Source organism: Micrococcus sp. Alg238-R198, assembly GCF_900537135.1.
Taxonomy (GTDB): domain Bacteria; phylum Actinomycetota; class Actinomycetes; order Actinomycetales; family Micrococcaceae; genus Micrococcus; species Micrococcus luteus.
The window spans coordinates 1-20,820 of sequence record NZ_UNRH01000005.1; the positions used below are offsets into that span (position 1 = coordinate 1).

The 20,820-nt window shown below is 73.0% G+C and carries 17 protein-coding genes and 2 pseudogenes; 12 read left to right on the forward strand and 7 right to left on the reverse strand.

Translation table 11 applies throughout. The features are described from left to right. The coding region (locus G6R13_RS06095) for a transposase (RefSeq protein WP_205521334.1) at positions 1-625 on the forward strand (625 nt) is incomplete at its 5' end. A 57-nt stretch (positions 626-682) separates the two neighbouring features. Here G6R13_RS06095 and G6R13_RS06100 read toward each other — a convergent pair. The 3 genes and pseudogenes from G6R13_RS06100 to G6R13_RS06110 all read right to left on the reverse strand — a co-directional run. After that, positions 683-1,148 (reverse strand): annotated as a pseudogene (locus tag G6R13_RS06100) (leucine zipper domain-containing protein); the annotation flags it as partial. A 274-nt stretch (positions 1,149-1,422) separates the two neighbouring features. Further along, complete coding sequence (locus G6R13_RS06105; protein ID WP_233569937.1) at positions 1,423-2,247, reverse strand: aldo/keto reductase; 825 nt, start codon at positions 2,245-2,247, stop codon at positions 1,423-1,425. A 177-nt stretch (positions 2,248-2,424) separates the two neighbouring features. Continuing rightward, a pseudogene (locus G6R13_RS06110) lies at positions 2,425-2,616 on the reverse strand (DJ-1/PfpI family protein); the annotation flags it as partial. A gap of 299 nt (positions 2,617-2,915) precedes the next feature. Between G6R13_RS06110 and G6R13_RS06115 the strand changes: the two are divergent. From G6R13_RS06115 to G6R13_RS06125, 3 genes are read left to right on the forward strand one after another with little or no spacing between them, the layout of a single operon-like run. Then, complete coding sequence (locus G6R13_RS06115; RefSeq protein ID WP_036381852.1) at positions 2,916-3,584, forward strand: biotin transporter BioY; 669 nt, start codon at positions 2,916-2,918, stop codon at positions 3,582-3,584. Further along, positions 3,581-4,342 carry an ABC transporter ATP-binding protein gene (locus tag G6R13_RS06120; RefSeq protein ID WP_163721218.1) on the forward strand — a complete coding sequence of 254 codons (762 nt, stop codon included), beginning with the start codon at positions 3,581-3,583 and terminating at the stop codon, positions 4,340-4,342. The genes G6R13_RS06115 and G6R13_RS06120 overlap by 4 nt, the downstream gene beginning before the upstream one ends. Beyond that, positions 4,342-4,977 carry an energy-coupling factor transporter transmembrane component T gene (locus G6R13_RS06125; protein ID WP_163721220.1) on the forward strand — a complete coding sequence of 212 codons (636 nt, stop codon included), beginning with the start codon at positions 4,342-4,344 and terminating at the stop codon, positions 4,975-4,977. The genes G6R13_RS06120 and G6R13_RS06125 overlap by 1 nt, the downstream gene beginning before the upstream one ends. A gap of 97 nt (positions 4,978-5,074) precedes the next feature. On the opposite strand, the gene G6R13_RS06130 is transcribed toward G6R13_RS06125, so the two are convergent. Further along, a complete protein-coding gene (locus G6R13_RS06130) occupies positions 5,075-5,527 on the reverse strand; it encodes a hotdog domain-containing protein (protein WP_051050163.1) in 453 nt (150 codons plus the stop codon). A 126-nt stretch (positions 5,528-5,653) separates the two neighbouring features. Between G6R13_RS06130 and G6R13_RS06135 the strand changes: the two genes are divergently transcribed. Next, complete coding sequence (locus G6R13_RS06135) at positions 5,654-6,475, forward strand: hypothetical protein (protein ID WP_095353719.1); 822 nt, start codon at positions 5,654-5,656, stop codon at positions 6,473-6,475. 6 nt (positions 6,476-6,481) lie between these two features. Here the strand turns inward: G6R13_RS06135 and G6R13_RS06140 are convergent, their stop codons facing one another. The 3 genes from G6R13_RS06140 to G6R13_RS06150 form a co-directional block, all read right to left on the reverse strand. Further along, positions 6,482-9,013, reverse strand: a complete 2,532-nt coding sequence (locus tag G6R13_RS06140) for an HAD-IC family P-type ATPase (protein WP_144825151.1) — start codon at positions 9,011-9,013, stop codon at positions 6,482-6,484. A 93-nt stretch (positions 9,014-9,106) separates the two neighbouring features. Then, a complete protein-coding gene (locus G6R13_RS06145) occupies positions 9,107-9,673 on the reverse strand; it encodes a DinB family protein (protein ID WP_100059152.1) in 567 nt (188 codons plus the stop codon). A 269-nt stretch (positions 9,674-9,942) separates the two neighbouring features. Continuing rightward, positions 9,943-10,548 (reverse strand): TetR/AcrR family transcriptional regulator, encoded by a 606-nt coding sequence (locus G6R13_RS06150; RefSeq protein ID WP_073117265.1) that lies wholly within the window; start codon positions 10,546-10,548, stop codon positions 9,943-9,945. Positions 10,549-10,766: 218 nt separating this feature from the next. Here G6R13_RS06150 and G6R13_RS06155 point away from each other — a divergent pair, with 218 nt between their 5' ends. From G6R13_RS06155 to G6R13_RS06185, 7 genes are all read left to right on the forward strand, one after another. Beyond that, a complete protein-coding gene (locus G6R13_RS06155; RefSeq protein ID WP_073117266.1) occupies positions 10,767-12,449 on the forward strand; it encodes a long-chain-fatty-acid--CoA ligase in 1,683 nt (560 codons plus the stop codon). A 45-nt stretch (positions 12,450-12,494) separates the two neighbouring features. Continuing rightward, positions 12,495-13,709, forward strand: a complete 1,215-nt coding sequence (locus G6R13_RS06160; protein ID WP_036313873.1) for an acetyl-CoA C-acetyltransferase — start codon at positions 12,495-12,497, stop codon at positions 13,707-13,709. Between the two features lie 46 nt (positions 13,710-13,755). After that, entirely contained in the window at positions 13,756-15,933 is a 2,178-nt protein-coding gene (locus G6R13_RS06165) for a 3-hydroxyacyl-CoA dehydrogenase NAD-binding domain-containing protein (RefSeq protein WP_036313876.1), read from the forward strand. Next, complete coding sequence (locus G6R13_RS06170) at positions 15,930-16,781, forward strand: CoA transferase (RefSeq protein ID WP_073117267.1); 852 nt, start codon at positions 15,930-15,932, stop codon at positions 16,779-16,781. The genes G6R13_RS06165 and G6R13_RS06170 overlap by 4 nt, the downstream gene beginning before the upstream one ends. A gap of 46 nt (positions 16,782-16,827) precedes the next feature. Further along, complete coding sequence (locus G6R13_RS06175) at positions 16,828-18,009, forward strand: acyl-CoA dehydrogenase family protein (RefSeq protein WP_073117268.1); 1,182 nt, start codon at positions 16,828-16,830, stop codon at positions 18,007-18,009. Between the two features lie 40 nt (positions 18,010-18,049). Continuing rightward, on the forward strand, positions 18,050-19,630 hold the full coding sequence (locus G6R13_RS06180) for a long-chain fatty acid--CoA ligase (RefSeq protein WP_240335713.1): 1,581 nt from the start codon (positions 18,050-18,052) through the stop codon (positions 19,628-19,630). An 83-nt stretch (positions 19,631-19,713) separates the two neighbouring features. Then, positions 19,714-20,820: a S66 peptidase family protein gene (locus G6R13_RS06185; protein WP_163721222.1), complete on the forward strand. Its 1,107-nt coding sequence runs from the start codon at positions 19,714-19,716 to the stop codon at positions 20,818-20,820.

Genomic DNA, 20,820 nt, shown 5'->3' on the forward strand with positions numbered 1-20,820 from the left:
GTCCGGGGCGGGGTGGAACGAGTTCTTCGCGGACCTGGTGGCCCGGGGGCTGGCCGGGGTGGCACTGGTGACCTCGGACTCCCATCGCGGCCTCGTGGAAGCAGTGGCGGCGAACCTGCCCGGGGCCGTGTGGCAACGCTGCCGCACCCATTACGCGGCGAATCTGATGGCCGTGACCCCGAAGAGCATGTGGCCGGCGGTGAAGGCCATGCTGCACAGCGTGTATGACCAGCCCGACGGGCCGGCCGTGCACGCCCAGTTCGAGCGCCTGTTGGACTACGTGCAGGACAGGTTGCCCGCGGTGGCCGCCCACTTAGACGCCGCTCGACAGGACATCCTCGCGTTCACCTCGTTCCCGAGGGACGTGTGGTGCCAGATCTGGTCGAACAACCCCGCCGAGCGGCTGAACCGGGAGATCCGGCGACGCACGGACGCGGTAGGGATCTTCCCGAACCGGGATGCCGTGGTGCGCCTGGTCGGGGCCGTGCTGGCCGAGCAGACAGATGAATGGGCCGAAGGCCGCCGGTATCTCGGCCTGGAACTGCTCGCCCGGTGCCGTGAGCCCCTGACCACGGAGCAAGAGACCGTGATGAGCACGGAGGTGATGCCGACCCTGCAGACCTGACAGGTACAAGCCCCCTACAACCTCGAAGACGGTTACACCACTTCCAGGGACTTGACCGCGCCCGATCTTCTTCACGTCCAGGTGCACCATGTGCCCCCGGCCCTCTCGCGGTGATCTTCTGCGGTCGTTGGCGCAGGTCCTCACCCGTGGGCGCGAGGTCTGGCAACCGGGAGATGCCCAGCCGGTGCAGCCACCTGCCCACCGTTCGGAGGCACACCCGGTGGCCCTCGGAGACGAGGTGGTGATGGATCCGGCGGGCCGACCACTTCTCCCTGCGACGCAGGGTCTGGATCTGGGCCACCACCTCGGGGTCGAGCTGGGCGGGAGAGCGTCGTGGCCGGCAGGAGCGGTCTTGCAGTCCTGCCTCGCCCTCGGCGCGGTAGCGGGCCACCCAGGTGGCCACCGTGGGGCGGCTGACGCGGAACTCGGCGGCCACGTGTGCCTGCGGGATCCCGTCGTGCAGGTGGCGGTGGACCATCCTGAGACGGCCGGTGGGGGTCAGGGGTGCGTTAGCGTGAGTCATGAGTGGGTCTTTTCGGGCAGGTGGGTGGTGTAGGAACTTCCATCCTGCGGGAGAGGCCCGCTCGTCTCATCTCAGCCCGGCACCCATGTCAAGAACCTCATGCCCCACAACACCTACCGCGAACCCGACAGGGCTCGAGGAAAGGAGTCGATGGATGGCGTGCACAGGTTCAGGAGGAGGTGACAGGCAGGTCCTTCGGAGACTTGCGCTGACCGGAGCGCTGCCCGGACTGCCCGGACCGCCCGGACCGACCGGGCTGCGCCCTGGGGCAGGGTCACAGCATTTCCAGTGGTCGCGGTCCGCTCGGGGGCGGAAACGCACGGTCCAGAGCATCCAGGTCTTCGCGGGTCAGCTCCACGTCCAGTGCTGTGGCGTTGTCGCGCACGTGCTGCGGGCTGCTCGCCTTGGGGATCGTGCAGAGCGAGTCGCGGCGCAGCACCCAGGCAAGGGCCGCCGCCGCGGGGCTGACGCTGTGACGGGCCGCGACGTCGTTCAGCGTCGTGTCGTCAAGGATGCGGCCCTGCTCGATCGGCGAGTACGCCATGACCGGCAGCTGGTGGTCGGCGCACCACGGCAGCAGGTCGTACTCCGGTCCTCGCCGCGACAGGTTGTACAGCACCTGATCCGTGGTCAGCCCGCTGGTGCCCGGCACGTCCTGCAGCTCGGCGAGGGCCCGGTGGTCGAAGTTGCTGACGCCCCAGTATCGGATTTTCCCGTCCTCGACGAGATGGTGGAAGGCCGCGACGGTGTCCTGCAGCGGGTACCTGCCCTGCCAGTGCAGCAGGTAGAGGTCGATCCGATCGGTGCCCAGGCGTTTCAGGCTGCGTTCGCAGGCCGCGATCGTGCCGGAACGGGAGGCGTGGGACGGCATGACCTTGCTGACCACGAACGCCTCGTCGCGGCGACCCGCCAATGCTTCACCAACCACCTCCTCCGCACCGCCGTCGGCGTACATCTCGGCGGTGTCGACCAGCGTCATGCCCAGCTCGAGGCCGGCGTGCAGCGCGGCGACCTCGTCGCCGCGGCGGCCGGGGTCCTCACCCCAGCCCCAGGTGCCCTGGCCCAGCACAGGGATGGACTCCCCACTCGGCAGCGTCATCCGTCGCATCCGCGATCACTTCCTTCTGGTTGTCCTGAGGCGGGACGTGGGCTGAGATCCTCGAAGGGCCGGCGCGTCCTCGACCGGTGCTGGCTTATAGGAGGGCGGCGGGTACCGAGGTGCCGGGCGTCGAGCCGGTAGTCAGCCCCGCCTGCGCCATGTGGCGTACCGCGCTGCTCACGAGCGGTTTCCGGCGCCGGTGGGCTGGACAGTACTCCCACGGCGGAACACAGGGAAGAGGTCATCGGGTGAGCGGCTGGTGGCCAGGTTCCCGTCTCGGGCGGCCTCTTGGTCCACCACGTTCACGCCGGCGTTGCGCAGGTCGGTGCGGATGCTGGGGAATGAGGTCAGGGCCCGGCCGGTCACGAGACGTCATGGCCCTGCCCGGACTGCCCGGCCACCCCGCCTTACGCCCCCGCTCGCCAGTACTGGCCGCGGTCCGCGAGATGCTCGGCGGGCCGCAGACCTCGTTCCTGCTGATCGCCGGTCAGCACAACGCCCAAGCCGACCGCTGCCTCGGTGTCGCCCCGGGAACGCACCCCGGCCGCCCACACCCTCGCCCCTGCAGTAGACTCCTGAACACTGTTCAACCCGTCGGGCACTCGCCATGCGCCCCGCGCCTCGGCTGAGCGCCCCCTCGCACTCGCTTCCGCACCAGGAGTCCCTCCATGAGCACTTCCGTGCCCTCGTCCCATGACGGCCACGTCCGCCCCGCGGCCACCACGACGGCGGACCGCCCCGCCGACACCGGCCGCCGCCCCCGTCGCGGTTCCGCCGGCGGCAGCCTCGCGCGCATCGCCGTCATGACCGCGTTGATGGCCGTCCTCGGGCTGGTGCCGCCGATTGCCGTCGCCGGTGTGCCCGCCCCGATCGTGCTGCAGAACATCGCCGTGATCCTGGCCGGTGTGATCCTCGGCCCGTGGCGCGGGGCCGCCTCGATGGCGCTTTTCGCCGGCCTCGTGGCGCTCGGCCTGCCGCTGCTCAGCGGCGGCCGCGGCGGCCTGGGCGTGTTCGCCGGCCCGACGGCCGGCTTCATCCTCGGCTGGATCCCGTCCGCGCTGATCGTCGGCCTGATCTTCTGGGCCCTCACCTCCCGGGCCCGCCCCGGCCTCGGCGCCGGACGGGTCGCGCTCGGCGCGGCCGTCGCCGGGCTGATCGGCGGCGTCGTGATGGTCTACTTCTTCGGCGTGCTCGGCTTCGTCGGGATCGCCGGGATGGAGTTCGGTGCCGCCGTCCTCTCCATGGCCCCGTTCGTGCCCGGTGACCTGATCAAGCTCGTCGTGGCCGTCATCCTCATCGTCGGCCTGTGGAAGGCCTACCCCCGCGCCTTCCGATGAGCCCGGATCGCTCCGTCACCCTCACGGGCGTCCGCGTCGAGGCCGACGGCCCCGAGGGCGTCGTCGTGCTCCTCGACGGCGTGGACCTCACCCTCACGGCCCCGCGTGTGGCGGTGATCGGGGAGAACGGCTCCGGCAAGTCCACGCTGGCCCGCGCGATCGCCGGGCTGGCCGACGTCGTCGCCGGGGAGGTGACCGTGCACGGGGTGGACGCCGTCCGGGACGTGAAGGCGCTGCGCCGCACCGTCGGCTTCGTGTTCGCGAACCCGGCCGCACAGATGGTCATGCCCACCGTCCGGGAGGACGTGGAGCTGACCGTGAAGTCGCTCAGGGACGACGCCGGCCGCCGCCTGACCAAGGACGACGTCGCCGCGCGCGTGGCCGCGGCGCTTGAGGAGCACCGGCTCACCGCGCTCGCGGACCGGGCGTGCCTGTCCCTGTCCTCGGGGCAGGCGCAGCGGCTGGCGATGTGCTCGGTGATGACCGCCGGGCCGTCCCTGGTGATCGCCGACGAGCCGACCTCCCTGCTGGACGGCCGGCACCGGCGGATCGTGGCCGACCGGCTGCTGGCCGCCGACCCCTCGGCCCCGGACGGGTTCCAGCTGCTGCTGGTGACCCACGACCTCGAGCTGGCCCGTGCGTGCGACGAGGCGGTGTGGATCCACGGCGGCCGTGTGGAGCGGACCGGCCCGGCCGAGGACGTGGTCGAGGCGTACGAGCGCTTCCTGGACCACGCCGTGGCGGCGGAGCTGCGCTGATGCTGTCCCTGTACATCCACGGCGACTCGCCCCTGCACCGCGCCCGCGCCGGCCTCAAGACGGGCCTGTTCGCGGTGTGGGTGCTGGCCCTGACCCTGCTGCCGCTGTCCCTGTGGACGGCGGGCGCCGCCGTCGTGGGTGCCGTGACCGCGTATCTCGTGGGCTTCGGGCTGCGGCGCGGTGCGGCGATGATCGCCTCCGACCTGCGCGCTCTGTGGCTGTTCTACGTGGTCCTGTTCGCGGCGCAGTGGATCTTCACCGACGCGTTCGCCGCCGGACTCATGGTGGCGCGCGTGCTCGGGCTCGTGCTCACCGCGCAGGTGTTGACGCGCACCACCCGGATCGCGGACATGACCGGGGTGGCCGAGGCGGTGCTGCGGCCGGTCGAGCGGATCCCGTGGGCGGGGCCGCGCCTGGTGCGGGCGGGGTTCCGCGCGGACCGCGTGGGCCTGGCGATGGGCCTGGTGCTCTCCTCGATCGGCCACCTGCGCGCCCTGGCCGAGCAGATCCGGCATGCGCAGGCCGCCCGCGGGGTGCGGATGGCGCCGTGGGCCTGGGCGCTGCCGCTGCTGGTGCTCAGCTTCAAGCACGCCGACGACGTCGGGGACGCCCTGGCCGCCCGCGGCATCGACTAGAGCCGCCTGCCCTCCCGCGTTGGGGGCGGAACTCGGTGGTATTCCGGGTGGGGATCCCCGAGTTCCGCCCCCGCACCGCGTGGGGTGGCGGGCTGGCTCAGAGGGGGTTGTCCAGGGGCAGGCGGTCGCGGTCGTAGGTGATCTCGGTGAAGCCGTGGGGCACGGGCTTGCCGTCCTCGCCCAGGGACACGAACACGATCTTGTCGATGGTCAGGATCATCTCGCCGGTCACGATGTTCCGCACCTTCGCCCGCATGCTCAGGGACGTGCGCCCGAACTCGGTGGCGCGCAGGCCCATCTCGATCATGTCGCCCTGCTTCGCCGAGGCCAGGAAGTTGATCTCCGAGATCAGCTTCGTCACGCACCGCGGGTTGCCCAGCTGCAGGGTCGCGTAGATGGCCGCCTCCTCGTCGACCCAGCGCAGCAGCGAGCCGCCGAAGAGGGTGTTGTTCGCGTTGAGGTCCTCCGGCTTGACCCACTTGCGGGTGCGGAAGTTGACGTCGTCGTGGGCGGCGCGGTCGGCCGAACGGGTGAAGAGCGTGGAGTCCATGGCCCCACGGTAGAGCGACCGCCGACGCCGGCACGAGGGAGGGCGCCCGATGCGGAGACGTGCTCGACCAGGCCGTAGGGTCACCGAAAGGGATCCGCAACGGACCACACAGGAGGGACCCGACCGATGACCATCCGCCCCCACCCCGACCCCGCCGCACCCGACGCCACCTGGCGCGATGTGCCGGTGGTCGGCTTCACGGTCGCCGCCGGCATCGCCGTCCTGTTCTGCCTGGTCTGGCTGCTCCGGGACGGGCTCACCACCGACTACACGTGGGGGCTGCTGCTGGCCCCGGTGCTCATGGGCGTGGCCGGGGTGGCGGTGATGGTCCTCTGGGAGCGGCTCCTCGTCCGCGTCCCGCGGCTGGCCGCCACGCTGGTGGCCGGCGGCGCCCTCCTGGCCTTCGTGCTGGTGCTCGCCTGGTGGCTCGTGGAGGTGAACGCGCCGACGCACCTGTTCACCGGGAGCACGTTCTGGCTGCTCGCCGTCGCCCCGGTCTGCGCGGGCCTCGCCTGGCTCGCACACCGGCTGCTCCCGGCGGCCCGCCGTCCCGTGGAAGAGCCCCCCGCCGCCCTCGACGACGACGCCTGGGCCCGCCGCCTCGCCGGCGTCCTGCGGCTGCGCAAGGACCTGCCCGACGCGCGGGTGGGCGAGATCGTCCGTGACGCGCGGGCACGCGGGGCCGCGGCCGGGCGCCCGCTGGCCGAGGAGCTCGGCTCCCCGGAGTCGTACGCCGCGGGCTTCCAGAAGGACCGGGTCGCCGCGCCCCGCCGGCGGGCCTGGGCGGTCACCGCGTTCGTGGTGCTCATCCTGGCCACCCGTCTCCCGGGCGTGGTGGCCGGGGAGCGGCTCAGCGCGTGGGACGTCGCGTACCTGCTGGTCGCCGTCGTCGTGCTGGTGTGGACGTGGCTCGACTACCGGGCCGCCGTGCGTCGCGCCCGCCGCTGAGGGGTCTCAGGCCCCCGCGGCGGCCAGCACCCTCGCCACGTGGCGGCGGTGCACCTGGTGGATGACCTCGATCAGTCCGCACCCGAGCGCGGCGACCACCAGCGCGGCCACGAGCACGTCCGTGGGCGGGACCTCCATCCGGTGGTACCAGCGGGAGGCCGGCACCAGCACGACGGCGGCCAGCACCGCGTACATCGCCAGGATGAGGACCACCACGCGCGCGCTCAGCGGCCGGGACATCACGCTGAGCACCCACAGGCCCAGCAGGGTCAGGGTGATCATGAACGCGGCCTGCTGGCGGGCCAGGTCGATGTCGCCGGCGGTGAGGCGCACGTACGAATGCAGGGCCACCATGGACAGCAGGATCACCGCGCCGGAGGGGATCGCGAACCGCAGCGCCCGCCCCAGGAATCCGGGCACGTAGCGGCGCGGGTTCGGCAGCAGCGCGAGGAAGAACGTGGGCGCGCCGATCATGATGAAGTCCACGGTGGAGGCCTGCCGCGGCAGCAGCGGGAACTGCCACGCGAACAGGGAGAACACCACGCCGAACAGCAGCGCGTACGTCGTCTTCGTCAGGTAGATGTGGGCGAGCCGCTCCATGTTCGCGATCACCTGGCGGCCCTCGCCGAGCACGCGCGGCAGGCGGTCGAAGCGCCCGTCCAGCAGCACCATCCGGGACACCGCCTTGGTGGCCGGGGCCGCGTTGCCCATGGCGATGCCCAGGTCCGCGGTCTTCAGGGCCAGGGCGTCGTTCACGCCGTCGCCGGTCATGGCCACCACGTGCCCGCTCGACTGCAGCGCCTGCACCATCGCCTTCTTCTGGTCCGGGCTGACGCGGCCGAACACGTCGTGCTCGGCCATCACGTCGGCGAGCTCCCCGGGCTCGTCCGGCAGGGTGCGCCCGTCGTAGGCCTGGCCCGCCACCTCGAGGCCCACCTCGCGGGCCACGGCGGCCACGGTGCGCGGGCTGTCCCCGGAGATCACCACGGTCCGCACGCCCTGGGCGTGGAAGTAGTCGAGGGTCTCGGCGGCGTCCGGGCGCACGTTCTCGCGGAACGTCACGACGGCGACCGGGACGCCTCCGGAGGGCAGCGCATCCCCGATCAGGGGCTCGTCCGTGCGGGCCAGCAGCAGCACGCGGCGGCCGGCGTCCGCGTCGGCGTGGACCTGGGCGCGGACGGCCTCGGCGGCGTCGGGGCCGAGGAGCCGCTCGTCCACGAGGGCCTCGGGCGCGCCGAGCAGCCACGTGCCGGCCGCCGCCCCGGCCTCGGGGCCGAACGCGACCGCCGACCACCGGCGCGCGGAGGAGAACGCCACCTGGGCCGCGGGGTCCACGGGCGGGACGGCCGTGAAGGGCTCGCGCAGGGCCGCCGCGGTGGGGTTCACGTCCGGGTCCGCGCCGAACCAGGCGAGCACGGCCCGAGCCCCGTCGCCGACCTCGGCCGGGGCGCCGTCGTCGTGGGTGTCCGGGGACGCGTCCGCCGAGGCGGGTGCGGTGAGCCGGTCGAACCGGACGCCGCCCTCGGTGAGGGTGCCGGTCTTGTCCAGGCAGACGGTGTCCACGCGGGCCAGGACCTCCACGGCGGGCTGCTCCTGGATGAGGACCTCCTGCTGGGCCAGCTTGAGCGCGGACACGGCGAACGCGATGGTGGTCATGAGCGCCAGGCCCTGCGGGATCATGCTGGTCACCGCCGCCACGGACGCGATCAGCGCGGGCTCCAGGGCGGCCTCGCGCGGCTGGGAGAGGGCGAGGGACCAGCCGCCGACCGCCGTCATCTGGCCGTGCACGATCACCGCGATGATCGGCACCAGGGCGATCGTGAGCCCGCGGGCCACCTTCTCCAGGGCGCCGCGCAGCTCCGAGCGGATGGCGGAGTAGCGGCGGGCCTCGGCGCTGAGCCGGGCCGCGTGCGAGGCCGAGCCCACCGCCGTCGCGCGCACCAGGCCCGCGCCGGCCACGACGGCTGAGCCCGAGAGCACGGCGTCCCCGGGGGTCTTGGGCACGGGGTCGTTCTCCCCGGTGAGCAGCGCCTCGTCCATGTCCAGGCCGTCCGAGACGAGGACCTCGCCGTCCACGGGCACCTGGTCGCCGCGGCGCAGCACCACGACGTCGTCCCGCACGATCTGCGCCATCGGCAGGGGCACGCGCGCCCCGTCCCGGATGACGACGACGTCGTCCTGGTGCAGCAGCGCGATCCGGTCCAGCTTCCGCTTGGCCGAGTACTCCTGGAGCACGCCGATCACCACGTTGGCCACGGCCGCCAGCGAGAACAGCAGGTCCAGCCAGCGGCCCATCAGGATCACGACGACGGCGCACAGCGCGATCGCCAGGTTGAACAGCGTGAACACGTGCACGCGCAGGATCTGACCCAGCGAGCGGGACGTGTCCCGCGACTGCACGTTGACCAGGCCCGCGGCCTCCCGCTCGGCGACCTCGGCGGCGGTGAGCCCGGTGATCCCCGCCGCGCCGGTGAACCCCAGGCCCGTCCCGCTCTCGGGGGCGGACGGGTGCGCGGACGCAGGGGAGGGGGAGGCCATGGCACAGAATCTACCCAGCCGGCGCGGGGCCGGGCATCCGACGTGGGGATGAACCCGGGTGCGACCGTGGGCGGGACTGCGGGTGGGGCGGGCTCACTCGCCGGCCTGGCCGTCGATCCCCTCGCGCAGCAGGTCGGCGTGGCCGGCGTGGCGGCCGTACTCCTCGATCATGTGGGTGAGGATCCACCGCAGCGAGACCGGGTCCCGCCCCTCCCGGATCCGGTGGGCGCGGGCCAGGGCCGCGTCGCCGTCGTCGCCGTCCGCCGCGAGCAGGTCCACCACGATCTGCCGGGAGCGCTCCACCTGGCCCTGCCAGAGGGCGCGCAGGTCCGCCGCGGAGTCCTGCGCCGCGCTGTGCCAGTCCCAGTCGGGGTCGGCGTCGAAGTCCGCTCCCACCCAGGGCGCCGAGGTGGGCTCGCCGAGGGCGACGGCCTCGAACCACCAGAACTCGACGAACGCGAGGTGCTTGAGCAGGCCGCCGAGCGTCATCGCGGACGGGTGCCCCGGCAGCCGGCGGTGCAGCGCCGCCGTGTCCAGGTCCGCCGTCTTCCACTCGATCGTGGCGCGCAGGAAGTCGAGGAAGCCCAGCAGGGTGGCGGCCTCGCCCGCGGCGAAGGGCGGCTCGGGGCGGCCCTGGTCGTCGTAGAACACGGTGGTCATGGCGGCCAGGCTACGCCCCACCTCGCGTTTTCGTTCGGGAAACGGCGCGTGCGGGGGCGGGGGCGGGTGGGGGCGGGGCGCCCGCGGACCTGGAACGCGTGCGGTCGCTCTGAGCCTGCAAAGTGCGCTCATACCGACCGCAGGCGTTCCCGGAACGGGCGGGCCGGCGTCGTGGCCACCCAGGAGGACCCGGAGGAGCTCGTCGGGGTCAGCGAGGACTGGGCGGCGCAGGCGTACGCGGACGCCGCCGCGGTCGGAGGCGATCCTGCTCACCGCGGCGGATCCACCACGAGCCGCACTCGCGGGCTCGCCTGCTCGGCGGCGTCCTCCTGGGTCTCGGCGATCCGGCGCCAGATGCGGTCCGCCGACGGGTCGACCATCAGGTGCCCCATCTGCCGGATGACGGTGCCGAACACGGACGTCGGCATGCTGCGCCGCGGGGCGAAGCCGGACCGGCGCAGGCGCTCGGTCTGTCCCGTGGTCAGGTCCACGAGGCGCTCCAGCAGGGACTCGGTCTCCCCGCCGGCCTCCAGCAGCGAGCGGCGCACGTAGGCCCCCACCACCGGGTGGTCGGCCAGCAGGGCCGCGAACGCCGCGTCGCGGGCGGCGGACACCTCCTGTGGGGTGCCCACGAGCGGGACCTCGTCGAGGGTCGTGGCGATCAGGCGCAGCACGTCGTCATCGACGGCGCGGGTCAGCCCCGCCTTGCTGCCGAAGTGGTGCCGCACCAGCCCGGGGGCGACGCCGGCCCGTTGCGCTATCTCGCGGACGCTGGCCATCTCGACCCCCCGCTCGGCATACAGCTCGAGGGCCGCCAGGCGCAGGCGCGCGGGGGAGGAGAGATCGTCCTGGTCGAAGGGCAGGGGGGTGTTCATCGGGTCCTCGGGGCTGGGTCGGCGGATGGGATGGCCCGTGGTCGGGAGACGAGGATGCGGGGGCTCGCTGAACCCTACGGCAGGGATCGAAACGACCCTCGCACCCTTCTTGCACGCTAGTGCAACATCGTGCTTGAGTGTGCAACACACGCCCAGTGAGGCATGTCACAGATGACTGCCGCCCGCCTCCGCGACCACCACACCTCCCAGGGGGACCCATGCAGACCACCGACACCGTCCTCGGCACCCCGTCCACCATGGGCGACGACGAGCAGCTCACCACCACTCGCCTCCTGCGGGACGCCGCCCGGACCTTCGGGGATCAGCAGATCATCCACACCCGCGGCGGCGGCTCCCCGTGGCAGACCACCACCTACGCGGCCGTGTGGGAGCGGGTGCGCCGCATGGCCGCGGCCCTGCATGCCGAGGGCGTCGGGCCGGGGGACCGGGTCGGCCTGCTGCTGTGGAACGACGTCCGCCACCTCGAGTCCTACTTCTCCGTCCCGCTGCTGGGCGCGACCATGGTGCAGCTCAACCTGCGCCTGGCGCCCACGGACCTGGCCTACGTGATCACCCACGCGCAGGTGGGGACGATCGTCGTGGACGAGACCCTCCTGGAGCTCGCCGCCGCGCTCGAACCGCACCTGCCCGGGGGCATCCGCTGGATCGTGGCCGGCGACGGCGAGCTCCCCGCCGACTGGGCCGGTCGCGGCGACGTCCTCTCCTACGAGGCCCTCCTCGACGGGCAGGAGCCGCTCGAGACAGCGGACCTGCCGAACGTGAGTGAGCGCTCCGCCTCCGGCGCCTGCTACACCACGGGCACCACCGGCCGTCCCAAGGGCGTCTTCTACTCGCACCGGGCCACCTGGCTGCACGCGCACGCCGTGGTGTCCACCCTGGGCATGACCATGGCGGACACCGCCCTGCTGCTGACCCCCATGTTCCACGCGCAGTGCTGGGGCCTGCCGTTCGCCGCCGTCGCCGTGGGCGCGCGCCTGGTGCTGCCGGGCCGGTTCAACCTCACGGACACCCCGTGGCTGACCTCCACCCTCGTGGACCACGGCGTCACCGTGGCCCCGGCCGCGCCCGCGATCCTCATGCCGATGCTCCACCACCTCCGCACCCTCGAGACGCCCCCACGGATGGACGGCGTGCGCCTGCTGTGCGGCGCGACCGAGCCCCCCGTGGCCATGATGCGCGGCTTCGACGAGCTCACCGGCGCGGAGGTCATCCACGCCTACGGGGCCACGGAGACCTCGCCCATCGTCTCCCTCAACCGCATGAAGCCGAGCCTCATGGACACCCTCTCCGAGGATGAGCGGTGGAACCTCAAGCGGTTCCAGGGCCTCGTCGTCGTCGGGGTGGACGTGAAGATCACCGACCCCCTGGGCGAGCTGCTGCCGCCCGGCGAGGAGAACGTGGGCGAGATCCGCCTGCGCGGGCCCTGGGTGACCACCTCCTACGCCGACAACGCCGAGGCCACCGAGGCCGGCTTCGACGACGAGGGCTACTGGCGCTCCGGGGACCTGGGCTACCTCTCCCCGGAGGGCTACCTCAAGGTCACCGACCGCCTGAAGGACGTGGTCAAGTCCGGTGGCGAGTGGATCTCCTCGATCGACCTGGAGAACCACATCATGACCGTCCCCGGGGTCCGCGACGCCGCCGTGATCGGCGTCCCCCACCCCCAGTGGGAGGAGCGCCCCCTGGCCCTCGTGGTGCGGGACGAGGACTCCGACGTCGACCAGGACGCCGTCCTCGCCGCACTCGCCGAGCGCTTCGCCACCTGGCAGCTGCCCGACGAGGTCCGCTTCGTGACGGAGATCGACCGGACCGGCGTCGGGAAGGTCAACAAGCGCAAGCTGCGCGCCGACTACGCCGACGCCCTCACCTCCGGCCGCTGACCGGCCAGCCACCTCCCCAGACCCACCCCGACCCCAGGAGACCCCGTGACCCAGGACGCCTTCCTCTACGACGCCCTCCGCACACCGCGCGGTGCCGGCAAGCCCTCCGGCTCCCTCCACGAGGTCAAGCCGATCGACCTCGTCGTCGGCCTGACCCACGCGCTGCGCGACCGCCATGAGGGGCTCGACCCCGCCGACATCGAGGACATGATCCTCGGCTGCGTCAGCCCGGTGGGCGACCAGGGCGCGGTCCTGCCCCGGGTGGCCGCCCTCAAGGCGGGCCTGCCGCAGACCGTGGCCGGCGTGCAGCTGAACCGGTTCTGCGCTTCCGGACTCGAGGCAGTCAACCAGGCCGCCGCCCGCATCCGCTCCGGCTGGGAGTCCCTGCTCGTGGCCGGCGGCGTGGAGTCCATGTCCCGCGTGCCCATGGGCTCCGACGGCGGCGCGTGGGCCATGGACCCGGCCACCTCCCTGGCCACCGACTTCATCCCGCAGGGCGTCTCCGCGGACCTGATCGCCACCCGTGAGGGATTCAGCCGCGCAGAGCTGGACCGCTTCGCCGCGCAGAGCCACCGCCGTGCCGCGGCGGCGTGGCAGGAGGGCCGGTTCGCCCGCTCCGTGGTCCCGGTGACGGACATGAACGGGATGACCGTGCTGGACCGGGACGAGACCATCCGCCCCGACTCGACCGTGGAGACCCTGGCCACGCTCAAGCCCTCCTTCGAGGCGCTGGGCCGGGAGGCGGGCTTCGACGCCGTGGCGCTGGAGAAGTACAGCTCGCTGGCGGGGATCGAGCACCTGCACCACCCCGGCAACTCCTCGGGCATCGTCGACGGCGCCGCGCTGACGCTGATCGGCTCCGAGGAGGCCGGCCGGCGGGCCGGGATGAGCCCGCGGGCCCGGATCGTCTCCGCCGCCGTCGTCGGCTCCGAGCCCACCATCATGCTCACCGGCCCCACCCCGGCGTGCCGCAAGGCCCTCGAGGTGGCCGGCATGACCGCCGCGGACATCGACCTCGTGGAGATCAACGAGGCGTTCGCGGCCGTGCCGCTGCTGCTGATGAAGGAGATGGGCTGGACCGAGGAGCAGACCAACGTCAACGGCGGCGCGATCGCCATGGGCCACCCCCTGGGGGCCACCGGCGCCATGATCCTCGGCACCCTCGTGGACGAACTCGAGCGGCGCGACCTGCGGACCGGCATCGCCACGCTCTGCATCGGCGCCGGCATGGGCGTCGCCACGATCGTCGAGCGCGTCTGAGCGCCCCACCCACCCGACCGACCAGCACGGCAGGAAGAGCACCGGCATGAGTGAGCACATGATCACCTGGGACCAGGACGCCGACGGCGTCGTCACGCTGACCATGGACGACCCGCAGGCGCGGGTCAACACGATGAACGAGCGGTACCAGGACGCGATGGACGCCGTCGTGGACCGCCTGGAGGCGGAGCGGGACACGGTGACCGGCGTCGTCCTGACCAGCGCGAAGAAGACCTTCTTCGCCGGCGGCGACCTGGACTCCCTGGCCCAGGCCGGCCCCGAGGACGTGGAGTCCGTGTTCGCGCTGACGCAGCGGGTCAAGGGCCAGCTGCGCCGCCTCGAGACCCTCGGCCGCCCCGTGGTCGCCGCGATCAACGGCACGGCGCTCGGCGGCGGCCTGGAGATCGCCCTGGCCTGCCACCGGCGCATCGCCGTGGACGACCCGGGGCTGAAGGTCGGCCTCCCGGAGGTCACCCTGGGCCTGCTGCCCGGAGGCGGCGGCATCACCCGCCTGGTGCGCATGGTGGGCGTGGAGCGCGCCCTGATGGAGTGGCTGCTGCAGGGCACCGCCCGCGACGCCCGGGCCGCGATGGAGAAGGGGATCATCGACGAGGTCGTGACCGACCCCGCGGACCTGGTGCCCGCCGCCAAGCGCTGGATCCTGGAGCACCGCGCCGACGCCGACGCCGCCGTGAAGCCCTGGGACGTCAAGGGCTTCAGGATCCCCGGCGGCACCCCCGCCCAGGCCTCCTTCGCCTCCCGCCTGCCCGCGTTCGCCGCCACCCTGCGCCGGCAGCTCCACGGCGCGGACCTGCCCGCCCCGAAGGCGATCCTCAGCGCCGCGGTGGAGGGCTCGCAGGTGGACTTCGACACCGCCTCGCGCATCGAGACCCGGTACTTCGTGTCCCTCGTGACGGGCCACACCTCCTCCGCCATGATCCAGGCGTTCCACTCGGACATGCAGGCGCTGCGCTCCGGCGCGGCCCTGGGCGGTCCCTCCCGCGAGCGCAGCACGATCACCACGGCGGCGGTGCTGGGCGCCGGGATGATGGGCGTGGGCATCGCCCACGCGCTCGCGCTCAACGGCGTGGACGTGATGCTCAAGGACGTCAGCCTGGAGGCCGCCGAGCGCGGCCGTGAGCGGGTGGGTGCCCTCCTCGAGGGGCGCGTGGCGAAGGGGCGCATGAGCCGTGAGGACGCCGACGCCGTCCTGGCCCGCGTGCAGCCCACCGAGGACTATCAGGACCTCGCCCACGTGGACGCGGTGATCGAGGCCGTGTTCGAGGACCTCGAGCTCAAGGACTCGGTGTTCGCCGAGGTGGAGAAGGTGGTCGGCCCGGACACCCTGCTGTGCAGCAACACCTCCACGCTGCCGATCACCCTGCTGCAGGGTCCGCGGGAGCGCTCCCAGGACTTCATCGGCCTGCACTTCTTCTCCCCGGTGGACCGGATGAGGCTCGTGGAGATCATCCGTGGTGAGCAGACCTCCCAGCGCACGGTGGAGCGCGCCTACGACCTGGTGCAGCAGATCCGCAAGCTGCCCATCCTGGTCAACGACGGGCGCGGCTTCTACACCTCCCGCGTCTACGGCACGCTCGTGCTCGAGGCCGCGGCCCTCGTGGAGGAGGGCGTCGACGCGCAGCGGATCGAGCGGGCGGCCCGCCACGCCGGCTTCCCGGCCTCCCCGCTGGCCATGATGGACGAGGTCTCCCTGACCCTGATCCAGCACATCCGCCGCGAGGAGGAGAAGGCCGTCGCCGAGGCCGGCGGTGAACGTCCGGTGCGGCCGGGCGAGCGCGTGGTGGAGCGCATGGTGGACGAGTTCGGCCGCCCGGGCCGCGCTCAGGGCGCCGGCTTCTACGAGTACCCGGAACAGGGCCCCAAGCACCTGTGGCCGGGCCTGGCCGAGCACTTCGCCACCGGGGCGGACGTGCCCGAGCAGGACCTGCAGGACCGCCTGCTGTACCGCATGGCCATCGAGACGGCCCGCTGCTTCGACGACGGCGTCCTCACCGACGCCCCCTCGGCGAACCTCGGCGGCGTGTTCGGCATCGGCTTCCCGCCGCACACCGGTGGGCCCGTGACGTTCATGACGCACCGCGAGGGCGGGCCGGCCGCGTTCGTGGCCCGCGCCGACGAGCTGGCCGACCGCTACGGCGAGCGGTTCCGTCCCGGCGACACCCTCCGGCAGCGGGCCGAGCGAGGCGAGGGGCCGGGCCGATGAGCGCCGCACCGCTGGCCGGGGTGCGCGTGGTGACCATCGCGCTGAACCTGCCCGGGCCCGCCGCCGCGGCGCGCCTGCAGGAGCTGGGCGCCGACGTCGTCACGGTGCTCCCGCCCAGCGGGGACCCCGTGGCCACCCTGGTGCCGGCCCTCTACGAGGAGCTGCACCGCGGGCAGTCGGTGCGCACGGTGGACATGAAGTCCCAGGCCGGGGTCGCCGAGATGGAGCAGATCCTGGCCGAGGCGGACGTGTTCCTCACCTCCCACCGCTCCGGGGCGCTGCGCCGGTTGGGCCTGGACGCCGACGCCGTCCGCGCCCGCCACCGGCGGATCTGCCAGGTGGACATCACCGGATACGCCGGGGACCGCACGGACGTGCCGGGCCACGACATCAACTACCAGGCCGCGGCGGGCCTGCTGGCGCCGGGGGCTCCGCCGCGGATCCTCGCGGCGGATCTGCACGGTGCCGAGCGGGCCGTCTCCACCGCGCTGGCCCTGCTGTGGGCCCGCGGCGCGGACGGGGACGGCGGGCACGCCACGGTGGCGCTCGCCGAGGCCGCGCACGCCCTGGCCCTGCCCAACCGGCACCGCATGACGGACCCGCGCAGCCCCCTGGGCGGGGCCCTGCCCCACTACGGGGTGTATCCGGCGGCCGAGGGCCATGTGGCCGTCGGCGCGCTCGAGCCGCACTTCGCGGCCGCGCTCGTCGAGGGCCTCGGGCTGGACGCGGACGGGGACGTCCGCGCGCAGCTCACCGAGGCCCTCTCCCGGCACGACGCCGCCCACTGGCAGGCATGGGGGGAGAAGCGGGGCATCCCGCTCACCGCCCTGGCCAGCCCCACCGCCTGACCCCCACGACTCAGCACCCCCCTCGAACGACCTCCAGGAGCCCCTCATGACCACCACGGATTCCCGCACCCGCTCGCTGATCGACGTCGACGTCCTCGAGTACCACCGCCTCCTGACGCCCGAGCAGCAGGAGAAGCTCACGGAGATCCGCGCCGCCCTGGCCGAGATCGTCACCCCGCACGTGGCGGAGGCCTGGAGCCGGGACGAGTTCCCGCACGAGATCGCCTGCCGCGTCGGGGAGCTGGGCTACGACCACATCAGCGGCATGACCGAGGACCCGCTGTTCCGCGGGTACCTGATGGCCGAGCTGGCCCGCGCGGACATCTCCCTCAGCGTGTACTTCGCCCTGCACAACGACCTCGTCGGGGCCACCCTGGAGGCCCTGGGCTCGGAGGAGCAGAAGCAGAAGTGGCTTCCGGGCCTGTACGCGATGGAGTACACCGGCTGCTTCGCGCTGACCGAGCCGGAGCACGGCTCCGACGTCGCCGGCGGCATGGCCACCACGGCCCGCCGAGAGGGGGACGAGTGGGTGATCAACGGGGCCAAGCGGTGGATCGGCAACGGCACCATGTCCCGCATCGCGATCGTGTGGGCCCGGGACGAGGAGGACGACCAGGTCAAGGGCTTCATCGTGGAGACCGACACCTCCGGCTACGAGGCCACCAAGATCGAGCACAAGACCGCGGTGAAGATCGTCCAGAACGCGGACATCACCTTCACGGACGTGCGCGTCCCGGCGGAGAACAAGCTGGAGAAGGCCAACACCTTCGCGGACACCAACGTGATCCTGCTGGGCTCCCGCAACGGCCTGGGCTGGCAGGCCGTGGGCGCGCAACAGGGCATCCTCGACGCCGCCCGCCGCTACGCGCTGGAGCGCGCCCAGTTCGGTCGCCCGATCGCCGGGCATCAGCTGGTGCAGTCCCTGCTCGTGCAGATCGCGGCCAACCTGGCGGCCACCCTGGGCATGGCGCACCGGGCGGTGCAGCTGGAGGCCGCCGGCGAGGTGTCCATGACGCAGGCCTCCCTGGTGAAGCTGAAGACCTCCCAGATGTGCCGCGAGTCGGCCGCGCTGGGCCGGCAGATGATGGGCGGCAACGGCATCCTCGCCGACGTCGGGCTCGGCCGGTTCTTCTGCGACGTCGAGGCGATCTTCACGTACGAGGGCACCTACGAGGTGAACTCGCTGATCGTGGGCCGCGGCCTCACCGGTCACTCCGCCTTCCTCTGACCCCCCTCCGATGACCGCCCCGACCAGATCAGGAGCCACCGTGACGAACTCCGAGACCCCCGACACCTCCGCGACCACCGTCGGCCGGCCCACCGAGCGCCGGGGTCATGTGGCCGAGCTGCTCTCGGCCACCGTGGCCCGGCAGCCGGATGCCGTTGCCCTGCGGATCGGCGAGGCCAGCATGACCTACCGCGAACTGGATCAGGTCACGGCCGCGACGGCCGGCTGGCTGCGCCACCGCGGGGTGGGCCCGGGGGACCGGGTGGCCATGATGCTGCCCAACATCCCGGCCTTCGTGGCGGTCTACGAGGCGCTCATGCGTCTGGGCGCGGTGATGGTGCCGCTCAACCCGCTGTTCACCGCCCGTGAGCTGGAGTACTTCCTCGAGGACTCCGGGGCGCGCATGCTCTGGGCCATGCCCGGGCTGCCGGCCGTGGACGGGGTGGCCGGGAACGTCGACGTCGAGGTGGTCACCCTGGATCTCGAAGCGGTCGGGCGGGAGTGCGACGCCGAGGGCATCACCCCGGTCACGGAGATCACCCCGCGGGACCCCGACGACGACGCCGTCCTGCTCTACACCTCGGGCACCACGGGGCGGCCCAAGGGTGCCCGACTGACGCACACGAACCTGCGTTCCAACGCCATGGCGACGGCGACCGGTCTGGGCCGGCTCGGCCCGGACGACGTCGTGTTCGCGGCGCTGCCGATGTTCCACGTGTTCGGGCTCTCGGTGGTGCTCAACGGCGCGGTGTTCGCCGGGTCCACCCTGTCCCTGATGCCGCGGTTCGTGCCGGAGGCCGCCTACGACCAGCTGCAGGACCACGGCATCACGTTCCTGCCCGGCGTGCCCACCATGCACGGGGCGTTCCTCTCCGTGGCCCGGGCCCGCCGTGAGGCCGGGACCGAGCCGGCGGACTTCTCGCGGCTGCGCATGCCCCTCTCCGGCGGTGCGAGCCTGCCGGTGGAGACGCTGCGCGCGGCGGAGACGCTGTTCGGCGTGCCCGTGTTGGAGGGCTACGGGCTGTCCGAGAACGCGGGTGCGTGCTTCTTCAACCCCGTGGACGCGCCGACCCGCCCGGGCACCGTGGGCCGGCCGGTGGACGGCTTCGAGTTCCGGATCGTCGCGATGGACGGCACGGAGGTGCCCGAGGAGGACCTCGAGACCTCCGGTGAGCTGCGCATCCGGGGCGAGGGCATCATGGCCGGCTACTGGGGCCGCCCGGAGGACACGGAGGCGGCGTTCGACGAGGACGGCTGGTTCCGCACCGGGGACATCGCCCGCCGGGACGAGGCCGGGTACGTGATGATCGTGGACCGGCTCAAGGACGTGATCATCCGCGGCGGCATGAACGTGTACCCCCGCGAGGTGGAGGAGGTCCTCTACGAGCACCCGGATGTGGTCGAGGCCGCCGTGGTGGGTGTGCCGGACGAGCGGCTGGGCGAGGAGATCGCCGCCTTCGTCTCGCTGGCCCCGGGCAGCGCCGTCACGGGGGAGGAGCTCCAGGCGTTCGCGGCCGAGCGGCTGGCCCGCTACAAGCAGCCGCGGGAGGTGACCGTCCTGGACGGGCTGCCGAAGAACGCCACGGGCAAGATCCTGCGCCGCGAGCTGCGCCAGGGGTGAAGGGCGCCGGGCGGTCCGGGCGCAGGTCGTCTGGCCTGAGCGAGAGGAACGACGGACAGATGGCCTCTCGCTACGCTCCCGGTATGACTCAGCCGCTCGTCCACCCGCCCAAGGCCCAGCCGGGCGACAGGATCGCCGTCGTCTCGCCGTCGTTCGCGGCTCCCGGCTTCGCGCCCGCGGTGCATGAGCAGGCGATGCGGCGCCTGCCCGAGGTGACCGGACTGGAGCCGGTCGAGTACCCCACCACCCGGCAGCTCGGGGCGAGTCCTGAGAGCCGGGCGCGGGACCTGAACGCGGCGTTCGCGGACCCGCAGATCCGGGCGGTGATCGCCACGGTGGGCGGGGAGGACCAGATCACCGTGATCGGCCACCTGGACGCGGACGCAGTGCGCGCGGACCCCAAGCCGTTCCTCGGCTACAGCGACAACACCAACCTGCACCAGTGGCTGTGGGGCAACGGGGTGGCGAGCTTCTACGGCGGGTCCACCCAGGTGCACCTGGGGCCAGGACCGGCTGTGGATGAGGTGCACGCCGCGTCCCTGCGAGCCGCCCTGCTGACGGGAGGGCGGCTGGAGATCACGGAGCCGGGGGAGTCGGAGGACCACGGCGTCGACTGGCTGGACCCGCGGGCGCTCACCGAGTTCGGGACGCGCGAGCCGGTGCCGGGCCTGCACGACGACGGCGCGCGCGGCGTCGGCGGCGCGCCCGGTGCGGGCGCCTCACCGTGGCGCTGGGCCGGGCCGCAGCGCGCGGTGACCGGCCGGACGTGGGGCGGCTGCCTCGAGGTGCTGCCGTGGGTGATGGCGGCCGGCCGCGGGCCTGCGGACATGGCGGTGCTCGAGGGCGGTGTGCTGCTCATCGAGACCAGCGAGGAGCTGCCGAGCGCCGGCGAGGTGCGGCGGCTGCTGCGGATCCTGGGGGAGCGCGGCGTGCTCGGCGCCGTGGACGCCGTGCTGGCGGCCCGCCCGCCGACGAGCTCCTTCGAGGCGCCGCGCGGTGCGGAGGAGCGGGCGCGGCGGAGCGCGGAGCAGGCCGATGTGGTGGTGGAGGAGGTCGGGCGCTACAACCCGGACGCGGTGGTGTGCGTGGGCGTCCCGTTCGGCCACACCCGGCCGCAGTGGGTGCTGCCGCACGGCGGCGTGATGACCGTGGATGGGGTGGAGAGGCGGGTGTGGGCGGAGTTCGGGTGA

What these genes read in the sequence shown, in the direction of transcription:
- G6R13_RS06155 (WP_073117266.1), top strand. Translation starts at nt 10,767, where the DNA reads ATGCAGACCACCGACACCGTCCTCGGCACCCCGTCCACCATGGGCGAC.
- G6R13_RS06150 (WP_073117265.1), bottom strand. Translation starts at nt 10,548, where the DNA reads ATGAACACCCCCCTGCCCTTCGACCAGGACGATCTCTCCTCCCCCGCG.
- G6R13_RS06185 (WP_163721222.1), top strand. Translation starts at nt 19,714, where the DNA reads ATGACTCAGCCGCTCGTCCACCCGCCCAAGGCCCAGCCGGGCGACAGG.
- G6R13_RS06130 (WP_051050163.1), bottom strand. Translation starts at nt 5,527, where the DNA reads ATGGACTCCACGCTCTTCACCCGTTCGGCCGACCGCGCCGCCCACGAC.
- G6R13_RS06115 (WP_036381852.1), top strand. Translation starts at nt 2,916, where the DNA reads ATGAGCACTTCCGTGCCCTCGTCCCATGACGGCCACGTCCGCCCCGCG.
- G6R13_RS06105 (WP_233569937.1), bottom strand. Translation starts at nt 2,247, where the DNA reads ATGACGCTGCCGAGTGGGGAGTCCATCCCTGTGCTGGGCCAGGGCACC.
- G6R13_RS06140 (WP_144825151.1), bottom strand. Translation starts at nt 9,013, where the DNA reads ATGGCCTCCCCCTCCCCTGCGTCCGCGCACCCGTCCGCCCCCGAGAGC.
- G6R13_RS06165 (WP_036313876.1), top strand. Translation starts at nt 13,756, where the DNA reads ATGAGTGAGCACATGATCACCTGGGACCAGGACGCCGACGGCGTCGTC.
- G6R13_RS06145 (WP_100059152.1), bottom strand. Translation starts at nt 9,673, where the DNA reads ATGACCACCGTGTTCTACGACGACCAGGGCCGCCCCGAGCCGCCCTTC.
- G6R13_RS06175 (WP_073117268.1), top strand. Translation starts at nt 16,828, where the DNA reads ATGACCACCACGGATTCCCGCACCCGCTCGCTGATCGACGTCGACGTC.
- G6R13_RS06135 (WP_095353719.1), top strand. Translation starts at nt 5,654, where the DNA reads ATGACCATCCGCCCCCACCCCGACCCCGCCGCACCCGACGCCACCTGG.
- G6R13_RS06170 (WP_073117267.1), top strand. Translation starts at nt 15,930, where the DNA reads ATGAGCGCCGCACCGCTGGCCGGGGTGCGCGTGGTGACCATCGCGCTG.
- G6R13_RS06120 (WP_163721218.1), top strand. Translation starts at nt 3,581, where the DNA reads ATGAGCCCGGATCGCTCCGTCACCCTCACGGGCGTCCGCGTCGAGGCC.
- G6R13_RS06125 (WP_163721220.1), top strand. Translation starts at nt 4,342, where the DNA reads ATGCTGTCCCTGTACATCCACGGCGACTCGCCCCTGCACCGCGCCCGC.